Genomic DNA, 10389 nt, shown 5'->3' with positions numbered 1-10389 from the left:
CCGGACCTACCGAATCACCAACTCAGTTCCGTGCAAAGCCCTCCTTGTGGGAGAAAGTGGATCGGCGCGATAGCGCCGAGACGGATGAGGGGTGCTGGACGGATCGCAACCGTTGGATGAACCAGCATGCCCGAAAAGATCATCCTTGCCTCCAGCAGCCCGTTCCGAAAAACCATGCTCGTCAATGCCGGCCTCGATATCGGGGCGGTGCCGGCAAATGTCGACGAGCGCGCCCTCGAGGCTCCGCTGAAAGACAGCAGCGTCTCGCCGGAGGATGTCGCGTCGATCCTGGCCGAGGCCAAGGCGACCGAGGTCAGTGAGCGGAGGCCCGGCTCCCTGGTGCTCGGCTGTGACCAGACGCTGTCGCTGGGCGACGAGATCTTTCACAAGCCCGCCGATATGGAAGGCGCCCGCCGCCACCTGCTCGCGCTCTCGGGCAAGACGCATCAGCTGAACAGCGCCGCCGTGCTTTGCCGCGACGGCGAGGTGCTGTGGCGCCATGTCGGCATCGCCAGCCTCACCATGCGCAAGCTCGACCCCGCCTTCATCGGCCGGCATCTGGCGCGCGTCGGCGCCAAGGCGCTGGGGAGCGTCGGCGCCTATCAGATCGAGGGCGAAGGCATCCAGCTGTTCGAGAAGATCGAGGGTGACTATTTCACCATCGTCGGCCTGCCGTTGCTGGCGGTCCTGAAGGAGCTGCGCGCGCTGGGAGCCATTGATGGCTGAGAAACGAGCCTTTGTCACCGGACATCCGATCGCCCATTCGCGCTCGCCGAAGATCCACGGCTATTGGCTCAATAAATACGGCATCGACGGCAGCTACCAGGCGATCGACGTCGCGCCGACGGATTTCGCAGATTTTCTGAAATCTCTCGGCGAGGAGGGCTACCGCGGCGGCAATGTCACCATTCCGCACAAGGAAGCCGCCTTCGCCGGCGTCGCCCGCCGCGACCATGCGGCCGATGAAATCGGCGCCGTCAACACGCTGTGGTTCGAGGACGGCGTTCTCTGGGGCGGCAACACCGACGGCTACGGTTTTGCCGCCAATCTTGACCAGTATGCGCCTGGATGGGCGGTCAATGGGCCGGCCGTGGTGCTGGGCGCCGGCGGCGCCTCCCGCGCCGTCATCCACGCGCTGAAAGAGCGTGGCATCAAGGACATCCGCATCGTCAATCGGACGCTGGCGAGAGCCGAGGAACTCAGCCGCCATTTTGGCCCTGGCGTCTCGGCGCATGGGGCGGTCGGCGAGCTGCTTGCCGATGCCGGTCTGCTGATCAACACCACGGCGCTCGGCATGCATGGCGATGCGACGCTCTCCGCCGATCCGGCCGGCTTGCCGGACCACGCTATCGTCACCGACATCGTCTATGTGCCGCTGGAGACGCCCTTGCTTGCCGCCGCCAGGGCGCGTGGCCTGAATACGGTCGACGGGCTCGGCATGCTGCTGCATCAGGCGGTGCCCGGCTTCGAGCGCTGGTTCGGCCGCAAACCCGAAGTCACGCCCGAATTGCGGCGTATGATCGTCGCCGACATAGAGGGCCACTGATGATCGTGCTCGGCCTCACCGGATCGATCGGCATGGGAAAATCGGCGACGGCGAAAATGTTCGCCGAGGCCGGCGTGCCGATGCATGATTCCGACGAGACGGTGCATCGCCTCTATGCGGGCAAGGCAGCACCTTTGGTCGAGAAGGCCTTCCCTGGCACGACTGAGGCGGGCGTGGTCGACCGCGTGAAGCTTGGCCGGCAAGTGCTCGGCGATCCCGCCGCGCTGAAGAAGCTCGAGTCAATCATTCATCCGCTGGTGCGCGCCGATGCCGATGCGTTTCTGGCGAGGCATCGCGCCGCCGGCGCGCCGCTCGCCGTGCTCGACATCCCGCTTTTGTTCGAGACCGGCGGCCGCGACCGCGTCGACAAGGTCGTGGTCGTCACCGCGTCGCCCGAGATCCAGCGCGAGCGCGTGCTCGCCAGGCCGGGCATGAGCGAGGAGAAGTTCTTATCGATCCTCGCCAAGCAGGTGCCCGACGCCGAAAAGCGCCGCCAGGCCGACTTCATCATCGACACCGGAAATGGCTTCGAGGCGGCGCGGAAGGCGGTTGAGGCCGTCATCGGCGAATTGACGGGGGATAAGTCCGGCGGGGATGGTTCCTGACATTACAGCGCCGCGCGCCCGAAGGGCGCAAAGGACGCTGTAACACTTTGATTTTGCGCATGATCCTGTTTTGAAAATCGGTTTCCGATTCTGAGGTTATGCGCGGGGCTGACAGCAGTCCCCATTGCCATTTTGTTCTGGTTTGTGATTCTGCTCCTTGGAGCGGATTGATTCGAAATGCGTGAGATCATCTTCGATACGGAAACCACCGGCCTCGATTTGCGCGAAGACCGCATCATCGAGCTCGGCGGCGTCGAATTGGTAAACCGTTTCCCGACCGGCCGCACCTTCCACAAATTCATCAACCCGCAGGGCCGCGCCATCCACGCCGAGGCGCAGGCCGTGCACGGCATCAGCGCCGCGGACCTGGCCGGGAAGCCGACCTTCGCCGAAATCGTCGATGAGTGGCTGGCCTTCACCGACGGCGCCAAGCTGATCGCGCACAACGCCACCTTCGACCTCGGCTTCCTCAACCTCGAATACAGCCGGCTCGACCATCCGGCCATCGATCCCGGCCGCATCATCGACACGCTGGCGCTGGCGCGGCGCAAGCATCCGATGGGTCCGAACTCGCTCGATGCGCTCTGCCGCCGCTACGGCATCGACAACACGCGCCGCACCAAGCACGGCGCGTTGCTCGACTCCGAGCTGCTGGCCGAGGTCTATATCGAGCTCATCGGCGGCAAGCAGGCGGCGCTGGTGCTGGAAACCGTGTCGGTGCAGATGAACGGCGCCGGCGAGGTTGCCGATATCGACATCTCGATCGGCGCGCGGCCCATCGCCCTGCCGCCGCGGCTGAGCGAAGCGGACCGCGCGGCGCATGCCGGGCTGGTTTCGACGCTTGGCGAAAAGGCGCTGTGGCTGAAGGTGGCGGTGGGCTGAGCAGGCTAGTCGCGTGGGCAGCGATCGTTCGCGCCCCCCTCTACCCTGCCGGGCATCTCCCCCACAAGGGGGGAGATTGGCAGCTTCGCCGCGCCGCCCATCCTGCAACGTTCGTGATTGGCGAAAGCCGGCGTGACGTCGATCTCCCCCCTTGTGGGGGAGATGGCCGGCAGGCCAGAGGGGGGCGCTGTCCCGCCAGCATCTCCAACAAAAAAGCCCGGCACTTGGCCGGGCTTTTCGTAACTCGATGAGGCGCCTTCTCAGCTCACCTGGACCTTGCTCGCGGCCTGGTCCTCGGCGATGCGTTGCTGGAACATCTGCGCGAAATCGATCGGGTCGAGCATCAGCGGCGGGAAGCCGCCATTGCGGGTGGCGTCGGAGATGATCTGGCGGGCGAAGGGGAACAGCAGCCGCGGGCATTCGATGAACAGGATCGGCAGCATGTGCTCCTGCGGGAAGCCCGAGATGGCGAAGACGCCGCCATAGACCAGCTCGACATTGAACAGCACTTCCTGGTCGAAGGAGGCCTTGGCGTTCAAGGTCAGGTTGACGTCGAACTGCTTGTCCGAAAGCGGGTTGGCATTGACGTTGACGTTGATGGCGATGCCGGGAGCCTTGTCGCGGCCGCGCAGCGAGTTCGGCGCGCCGGGGCTTTCGAAGGACAGGTCCTTCACATACTGGGCAAGCACATTGAGCGAGGGCTGGTTCTGGGTGCCGTTGCCGTTGGCGGCGCCGGTCGCCGCGTCATCATTGCTGGCCATGAGCCTTTAAGTCCTTCTGCCTGGGCAGCATTGCTGACCGGATTGAAATCGCGGGTTCGCTACCATGGCCCGCCGGACAAAACAAGTTTTGCCGGTTTATCGGGCAAAGGGCCTGGGACTAATCGTTTTTCAGCCGCCGCCACGGTGAATTGTGATCCGGCCGGTTCGGATAATCGTCGCGCGAATAGTCGCTGTCGTCGAGATCGATGACGGTCTCGCGCCGGCGCGCCGCAAAGCCGCTCGAGAAGCTGGTCGCCATGACGATGCGGCTCTTGAGCAGGCGCCAGGCGAAGTCGCGCACCGGCGGCAGCAGCAGGAGAATGGCGAAGATATCGGTGATGAAGCCAGGGATGATCAAGAGGATCGCCGCCAGCACGATCATCGCGCCATGGGCGAGCTGCCGGCTGGGATCATGCCCGGCATCCATCTCGGCCCGCACCCGCGTCATGACGCCGAAACCCTGATGCCTGAGCAGCAGGCTGCCGGCGACGCTGGACAGGATGACCAGCCCGACCGTCGCCAAGGCGCCGATCTCGCGGCCGACGACGACGAAGCCGGCGATCTCCAGCAGCGGCAGCAGGAGCAGGAACAGCGGGATGAAGGAAATGCGCAAAGTCTCGACCGATCGCTTTCTTCTTTTGGGGGCGCTCGCGGACAATCGCCGCTGGCCTTGGCGCCCTTAGATAGGTATGGCTGCCTTTGATTTGAATGATTGCGCCTGCCGTTCTATATGCTTTGGGTGTTGAACGCTATGCGACCGCGGTCCCCGAGGGGGTCACGCAGGTCCGGCAAGAACAGGGTTCGAGTTGGCGGAAAATATGGGTTTCTTCGACTTCGGCACGATTTTCTTTCTGATTGCGGCGGTTGTGATCTTTTTCCAGCTGCGCAACGTGCTCGGACGTCGCACCGGCAACGAGCGCCCGCCCTTCGATCCCTATTCGGCGAGCCGCACGCGCGAGGCCGATGCGGCGCAGAAGCCGGAAAATGTCGTGTCGCTGCCGCGCAAGCGCGCGCCGGGCGAAAGCTCGGCCGAGACCTATGCCGCGATCGACGCCTTCGCCAAGCCGGACACTGATCTCAACAGGGGCCTGCGAACGATCAAGGACAACGATCCGTCCTTCGAACCGAAAACCTTCGTCGACGGCGCCAAGATGGCCTATGAGATGATCGTCATGGCCTATGCCGACGGCGACCGTAAGACACTGAAGAATCTCCTGTCGCGCGAGGTCTATGACGGCTTCGTCGCCGCCATCGGCGAGCGCGAGGCGAAATCGGAAAAAATCCAGTCCTCCTTCGTCGGCATCGACAAGGCTGACATCGTCTCCGCGGAGATGAAGGGCTCGGAAGCGCATATCACGCTGCGCGTCGTTTCCGAGCTGATCTCGGCGACCCGCGACAAGGCCGGCGCCGTCATCGACGGCGACCCGGAGACGGTGGCCGAGGTCAAGGATGTCTGGACCTTCGCCCGCGACACCCGCTCGCGCGACCCGAACTGGAAGCTCGTCGCCACCGAAGAAGAAGATTGATCTGGAGCATGATGCCGAAAAGTGTGGAGCGGTTTTCGGATGACATCATGCTCCATCTCTTTGAATTAGAGGCGGATTCAGATTTCAGGTCGGACAGACCTGAAATCATCCGGCTCTAAGCGGCGGGGCTCGGTCGTGCCGCTCTCTCCCATATTCAGCGAAAAATCTTTTGATGACCTGCTCGGCTGGAGCGAGGACGACCATGCTGCGGCCTTCGCGGCCTTTCGCCGCTCGGCCTTCCATGCGCCGATAAAACCTTACCGCACCGGCTCGCTCGGCATCGATTTCAACGCCTTTGCCGAGGCCTATGCCGAGGCCCGCGCCGTTTCGACCCCGAATCGGTCCGAGGCGCGGTCCTTCTTCGAGCGGCATTTCGTGCCGATGCTGGTGAGCGCCGAAAACGGCTCGGATCTCGTGACCGGCTTCTACGAGCCGGAGGTCGAGGCCTCGCCGGTCAGGACGGGACGGTTCACCGTGCCGTTGCTGTCCCGCCCCGCCGACCTGATCGACATCGACGACAGCAACCGGCCGGCCGGCATGGATCCTTATCTGGCCTTCGCCCGTCGGACGGATGATGCTCCCGTCGAATATTTCGACCGTGGCGAAATCGAGCGCGGCACGCTCTTAGGCCAAAATCTCGAAATCGCCTGGCTTGCCGAGAAGGTTGACGCCTTCTTCGTCCATGTGCAGGGCGCAGCTAGGCTGAAGATGACCGACGGCAGGCTCATCCGCGTCACCTATGCCGCCAAGTCCGGCCAGCGCTTCACTGGCCCGGGCAAGATCCTGAGCGAGCTCGGCGAGATCCCGCTGGAAAAGGTGACGATGCAGTCGATCCGCGCCTGGTTCAAGGCGCATCCGGAGCGGGTCGACGAGACCCTCTGGCAAAACCGCTCCTACATCTTCTTCCGCGAAGCCGCGGTCGATGATGCCGCGCTTGGGCCGATCGCCGCCGCCAAGGTGCCGCTGACGCCCGGGCGCTCGGTCGCCGTCGACCGGCTGCTGCACACATTCGGCACGCCCTTTTATATCGACGCGCCGACGCTTACCGCCTTCGACCAGAAACCGTTCCGGCGGTTGATGATCGCGCAGGACACCGGCTCGGCGATCACCGGGCCCGCGCGCGGCGACCTTTTCGCCGGCTCGGGCGACGCCGCCGGCGAGATCGCCGGCGTGGTCCGCAATGCGGCCGATTTCTATGCGTTGGTTCCGCGTGCGCTTCTGAATGGAGCGACCCGGTGAACCGCCGCGACGACCATCTCAGTGACGACGACCGCATCCTGTGGAACCTGGTGGCGCGTTCGGCCCGGCCCCTGAAAGGCAAGACCGCTGTCGAGATTCCCGAAATCATCGAGCCCAAGCCGACGCCGGCCGCCGCTCCGGTCAACGGTGTCCCGGCCGTCGCCGCGAAACCGAAGACGCCGCATGTCTCGCATTCGCTCGACGACCAGACGCTGCACAAGCTGAAGAAAGGCCGGCTCCCGATCGAAGGCCGCGTCGACCTGCACGGCATGACGCAGGACGAAGCCTATTCGCTGCTGCTCGCCTTCCTGCATCGGGCGCATGCCGGCGGCATCCGCTACGTTCTGATCATCACCGGCAAGGGTTCGTCCTCGGGCGGCGACGGCATCCTGCGCCGCGCCGTGCCGGCCTGGCTGTCGACGCCGGCCTTCCGCCATCTCGTCTCCAGCCACGATCACGCCGCCCGCAACCATGGCGGCTCGGGCGCGCTCTATGTGCGGCTGAGGCGGACGCGCCCATGAGGAGCTCGCAATGAGCGGCTCGGCAATGAGGGGCCGGCGATGAGCAGGTCGACATGACTCCGTTCGGCGAGAAGCTCCGGGCGCTGCGCGCCGAACGCGGCGTCAGCCAGAAGGCGATGGCCGAGGCCATCGGCGTCAGCGCCGCCTATCTGTCGGCGCTCGAGCACGGCCGCCGCGGCGCGCCGACCTGGACGCTGATCCAGAAGATCATCGGCTATTTCAACATCATCTGGGACGATGCCGAGGACCTCGCCCGGCTTGCGGAGAGCTCGCATCCGAGAGTCAGGATCGACACGTCCGGCCTGTCGCCGGCGGCCACTGAACTGGCCAACCTGCTGGCCGAAAGCATCGAGAGGCTGGATGAGGCGGAATTGCGCCGCCTCAGCGCATCGATACGCACGGCACTCGGTCGGCCTCTATAATCCTTGCGTTAGGCGCCAGCGGATCGCGATTGTCCACTGGCGCTGGTTCGACTCCATCTGAACTCTTGAGATCAGAACTTGCCTGCGCCGTTGGCGCTGCCGCCATTGGTGCTGCCCCGTCCGCCCTTGCCTTCATGACCCTGATGATCACGGCCGCCATTGCCGCCGCCCAGGCAGTTCGCGGAACCGACGCTGCAGCAGCGGCCGCTCCAGAGGTCATTGAGGTTTGTCGCGGCGCAGCTTTTGTAGGTCTGGTCCGCCAGAGCCGATCCGGTCAGGGCCGAAATCGCGACGGCGGCAAGAAGGGTGTTGCGCAGGAAAGAAGTCATTTGAGTTCTCCATGGTTGGATTTGCCATTCACGGCTGTGTGTCGCCGGCCGAATGGGAATGGTTCATGGAGTTGTGTGATTTTTTCGGAGGCTCATCACCTTCGTCATCCACGGGCGGAGCGGGAGCGAAGCGGACGCGGGTCTGCGCCGCGTCGCTACGCTCCTTGCTCCGCCCTGGAATGACGAAGCCGAGGTGGCGCGCCCGGTTCCTACTGCACCGAGCCGACCAGCACCGCCTGGCCGTCGCGGATCGAGACCCAGCGCCCAGTGTTGTCGACCGCCTGGCGCTTGAGGAAGCGGTAGCCGGTCGCGTCCCAGGCTTTCACCTTATCAGTCAGATTGTCGAGCACGTAGTCGCCCTTGTCGGTGCGCACCGTCAGCACCGAATGGCCTTCGCCATCCGGCTTGCGCACAACGGTGATCAGGAGATCGGCCAGCGACATGCCCATGCGATAAAGCTGGCGGCGCTTTTCCAGCACATAGTCCTCGCAGTCGCCATAGCCGTCATCCGGATAGGCCCAGACTTCATCCTTGCCGTAGTGGTCGAGATCGCTCAACGGCTTGACGGCGGCGTTGACCTTGGCGCTGACATTGACCAGCTTGCGCCACAGGCCCTCCGTCATCCTGGCCGGCTCGAGATCGGCCGGATGGATGTTGCATTCGTTCGGACGCGCTTTGCAGAAATCATAGTGCCCGATCGGCTGCGAGGTCAGGCCGCCCGTGGTCATTGCGCCCGCCGCCCAGGCGGGCACCGCCCAGTGAGCTGAAATCGCCAGCCCTGCGACTGAACACAAACGCAGAATCCGCGTCATCGCTGAGGAAGTCATTGCCCCCGCCGCCCTGTTCTTTATTAACGAAACGTTAAAGGCGATTTACAGTCCGTGTCAATTAGAGACCGCGGCCAGTTTGACGGCATGGTTACCTGGACGATCCCGTAGCGGCACTTTCGCAACAGAGGCACCGGCGCAACACCAGCGGCCGCCGTCCGGCGGCGGAACGGAAGTCCGCTCTGGCGCGGTCCGCGGTGTTCAGCCTTTCGCGGAACGGACCAGTCTCGGCCTCGTCGCCACACGTTGCTGGCGGCCATAGCTGGAAATGAAGTCGGCGATGCGCGGCACGATCTCGGAGCGGAAGCGCGAGCCGTTGAAGACGCCGTAGTGGCCGACGGCCGGCTGCACGTAGTGGACATGCCTGTCGGCTGGAATGTTGACGCACAGATCATGCGCGGCCTGGGTCTGGCCGAGCCCCGAAATGTCGTCGTTCTCGCCCTCGATGGTGAGCAGCGCAACGTTGCGGATCGCTGTGCAGTCGACCGTCTCGCCGCGATGCGTCATCTCGCCCTTCGGCAAAGCGTGGCGCACGAACACGGTGTCGACCGTCTGCAGGTAGAACTCCGCCGTCAGATCCATCACCGCCAGATATTCGTCATAGAAGTCGCGGTGCTTTTCGGCGCTGTCGCCGTCATGCTTCACAAGGTGCATGAAGAAGTCCTTGTGGGCGATGATGTGGCGGTCGAGATTCATGCTCATGAAGCCGGAGAGCTGCAGGAAGCCCGGATAGACCACGCGGCCGAAGCCCGGCACCGGCCAGGGCGCCTGCATGATGACATTGTCGCGGAACCAGTCGATGCCCTTTTCCTTGGCCAGAAGATTGACCGCGGTGGGGTTGCGGCGCGTGTCGACCGGCCCGCCCATCAGCGTCATGGTGGAGGGCACGAAGGGATCGCCGCGCCTGTCCATCAGCGCCACCGCCGCCAGCACCGGCACCGAAGGCTGGCAGACGGCCATCACATGGGTATCGGGGCCGAGCGCATGGAACATCTCGATGACGTAGTCGATATAGTCGTCGAGATCGAAGCTGCCTTGTGCCACCGGCACCATACGGGCGTCGACCCAGTCGGTGATATGCACGTCGGCATGCGGAAGCATCGCCTCGACCGTGCCGCGCAGCAGCGTCGCGTAGTGGCCCGACATCGGCGCCACGATCAAAAGCTTCGGGTCAGGCTTACGCCCCGCGGGCAGCGCGCGCTCGAAACGCACCAGGTTGCAGAACGGCTTCGACCAGACGGTCTTTTCCGTCACGGCGACGCTCTTCCAGTCGACGACGGTCTTGTCCAGGCCGAATTGCGGCTTGCCGTAGCGGCGGGTGGTGCGCTCGAACAGTTCGGCGGTCGCCGCGACCGAGCGGCCGAAGGGGGTGTGGGAGATCGGGTTGAGCGGGTTGGAGTAGAAGAGCCGCACCGCGTCGGCATAGAGGCGCGCGGGCTGCAGCGCCGCATGGTTCATTTCGTAGAGCTGGTAGAACATCGAGAACCCCGTTGCCGTCCGTCGACCAAAGGGACGACGAGCAGCGCCGAGCCTTGAATGTCTCCCGGCGAGGTTAACAAGATATTGTTGCGATGCAATACGTCATTATGTCTGACGAATGCTTCTTTGGTTCAACCTGTTGGAAATCAGGCTTGAGCGGGCGAGCCGGCTCACGGTGCGGTGCCGAAATGTGAAGGATATGTGTCCGGCCCCTCACGCCGGACACCGGCCATGATCCAGAACCGTGGGGCT

13 protein-coding genes are annotated in these 10389 nt (G+C 64.2%); 8 read left to right on the top strand and 5 right to left on the bottom strand.

Annotation, left to right across the window (positions count from 1 at the left end; translation table 11 throughout):
* The first annotated feature begins 126 nt into the window (after nt 1–126).
* The 4 genes from E5X34_RS23745 (at nt 127) to dnaQ (ending at nt 3033) form a co-directional block, all read left to right on the top strand.
* Complete coding sequence (locus E5X34_RS23745) at nt 127–726, top strand: Maf-like protein (protein ID WP_292569683.1); 600 nt, start codon at nt 127–129, stop codon at nt 724–726.
* A complete protein-coding gene (locus E5X34_RS23740) occupies nt 719–1546 on the top strand; it encodes a shikimate dehydrogenase (RefSeq protein WP_292569680.1) in 828 nt (275 codons plus the stop codon). The genes E5X34_RS23745 and E5X34_RS23740 overlap by 8 nt, the downstream gene beginning before the upstream one ends.
* Nucleotides 1546–2151, top strand: a complete 606-nt coding sequence (gene coaE, locus E5X34_RS23735; protein WP_292569678.1) for a dephospho-CoA kinase — start codon at nt 1546–1548, stop codon at nt 2149–2151. Before E5X34_RS23740 ends, coaE begins: the two co-directional genes overlap by 1 nt.
* A 177-nt stretch (nt 2152–2328) precedes the next feature.
* A complete protein-coding gene (gene dnaQ, locus E5X34_RS23730; RefSeq protein ID WP_292569675.1) occupies nt 2329–3033 on the top strand; it encodes a DNA polymerase III subunit epsilon in 705 nt (234 codons plus the stop codon).
* A gap of 260 nt (nt 3034–3293) precedes the next feature.
* Here the strand turns inward: dnaQ and secB are convergent, their stop codons facing one another.
* Both secB and E5X34_RS23720 read right to left on the bottom strand, forming a co-directional pair.
* Entirely contained in the window at nt 3294–3794 is a 501-nt protein-coding gene (secB, locus tag E5X34_RS23725) for a protein-export chaperone SecB (RefSeq protein WP_042645309.1), read from the bottom strand.
* A 118-nt stretch (nt 3795–3912) separates the two neighbouring features.
* The gene (locus tag E5X34_RS23720; RefSeq protein ID WP_292569673.1) at nt 3913–4407 is read right to left on the bottom strand and encodes an FxsA family protein; all 495 of its coding nucleotides are present in this window, start codon (nt 4405–4407) and stop codon (nt 3913–3915) included.
* Nucleotides 4408–4612: 205 nt separating this feature from the next.
* Between E5X34_RS23720 and E5X34_RS23715 the strand changes: the two genes are divergently transcribed.
* The 4 genes from E5X34_RS23715 (at nt 4613) to E5X34_RS23700 (ending at nt 7502) form a co-directional block, all read left to right on the top strand.
* The gene (locus E5X34_RS23715) at nt 4613–5320 is read left to right on the top strand and encodes a Tim44/TimA family putative adaptor protein (protein ID WP_292569670.1); all 708 of its coding nucleotides are present in this window, start codon (nt 4613–4615) and stop codon (nt 5318–5320) included.
* A 135-nt stretch (nt 5321–5455) separates the two neighbouring features.
* Nucleotides 5456–6559 carry a murein transglycosylase A gene (locus tag E5X34_RS23710; RefSeq protein ID WP_292569667.1) on the top strand — a complete coding sequence of 368 codons (1104 nt, stop codon included), beginning with the start codon at nt 5456–5458 and terminating at the stop codon, nt 6557–6559.
* Nucleotides 6556–7080 (top strand): Smr/MutS family protein, encoded by a 525-nt coding sequence (locus E5X34_RS23705; RefSeq protein ID WP_292569665.1) that lies wholly within the window; start codon nt 6556–6558, stop codon nt 7078–7080. Before E5X34_RS23710 ends, E5X34_RS23705 begins: the two co-directional genes overlap by 4 nt.
* Nucleotides 7081–7133: 53 nt before the next feature.
* The gene (locus E5X34_RS23700; RefSeq protein ID WP_292569662.1) at nt 7134–7502 is read left to right on the top strand and encodes a helix-turn-helix transcriptional regulator; all 369 of its coding nucleotides are present in this window, start codon (nt 7134–7136) and stop codon (nt 7500–7502) included.
* A 71-nt stretch (nt 7503–7573) separates the two neighbouring features.
* On the opposite strand, the gene E5X34_RS23695 is transcribed toward E5X34_RS23700, so the two are convergent.
* From E5X34_RS23695 to E5X34_RS23685, 3 genes are all read right to left on the bottom strand, one after another.
* Nucleotides 7574–7831 carry a hypothetical protein gene (locus E5X34_RS23695; RefSeq protein ID WP_292569660.1) on the bottom strand — a complete coding sequence of 86 codons (258 nt, stop codon included), beginning with the start codon at nt 7829–7831 and terminating at the stop codon, nt 7574–7576.
* 209 nt (nt 7832–8040) lie between these two features.
* A complete protein-coding gene (locus E5X34_RS23690) occupies nt 8041–8658 on the bottom strand; it encodes a transglutaminase-like cysteine peptidase (RefSeq protein WP_292569657.1) in 618 nt (205 codons plus the stop codon).
* A gap of 201 nt (nt 8659–8859) precedes the next feature.
* Nucleotides 8860–10137, bottom strand: a complete 1278-nt coding sequence (locus E5X34_RS23685) for a polyhydroxyalkanoate depolymerase (RefSeq protein WP_292569654.1) — start codon at nt 10135–10137, stop codon at nt 8860–8862.
* Nucleotides 10138–10389: the final 252 nt, after the last annotated feature.

It is taken from the genome of Mesorhizobium sp. (assembly GCF_004963255.1).
GTDB lineage: Bacteria > Pseudomonadota > Alphaproteobacteria > Rhizobiales > Rhizobiaceae > Mesorhizobium.
The sequence above is the reverse complement of the archived record's forward strand: the minus strand, read 5'-3'. Positions and strand labels throughout refer to the sequence as shown.

Coding starts and splice junctions, on each gene's coding strand:
- E5X34_RS23745 (WP_292569683.1), top strand. CDS start 127: ATGCCCGAAAAGATCATCCTTGCCTCCAGCAGCCCGTTCCGAAAAACC.
- E5X34_RS23740 (WP_292569680.1), top strand. CDS start 719: ATGGCTGAGAAACGAGCCTTTGTCACCGGACATCCGATCGCCCATTCG.
- coaE (WP_292569678.1), top strand. CDS start 1,546: ATGATCGTGCTCGGCCTCACCGGATCGATCGGCATGGGAAAATCGGCG.
- dnaQ (WP_292569675.1), top strand. CDS start 2,329: ATGCGTGAGATCATCTTCGATACGGAAACCACCGGCCTCGATTTGCGC.
- secB (WP_042645309.1), bottom strand. CDS start 3,794: ATGGCCAGCAATGATGACGCGGCGACCGGCGCCGCCAACGGCAACGGC.
- E5X34_RS23715 (WP_292569670.1), top strand. CDS start 4,613: ATGGGTTTCTTCGACTTCGGCACGATTTTCTTTCTGATTGCGGCGGTT.
- E5X34_RS23700 (WP_292569662.1), top strand. CDS start 7,134: ATGACTCCGTTCGGCGAGAAGCTCCGGGCGCTGCGCGCCGAACGCGGC.
- E5X34_RS23695 (WP_292569660.1), bottom strand. CDS start 7,831: ATGACTTCTTTCCTGCGCAACACCCTTCTTGCCGCCGTCGCGATTTCG.
- E5X34_RS23690 (WP_292569657.1), bottom strand. CDS start 8,658: ATGACTTCCTCAGCGATGACGCGGATTCTGCGTTTGTGTTCAGTCGCA.
- E5X34_RS23685 (WP_292569654.1), bottom strand. CDS start 10,137: ATGTTCTACCAGCTCTACGAAATGAACCATGCGGCGCTGCAGCCCGCG.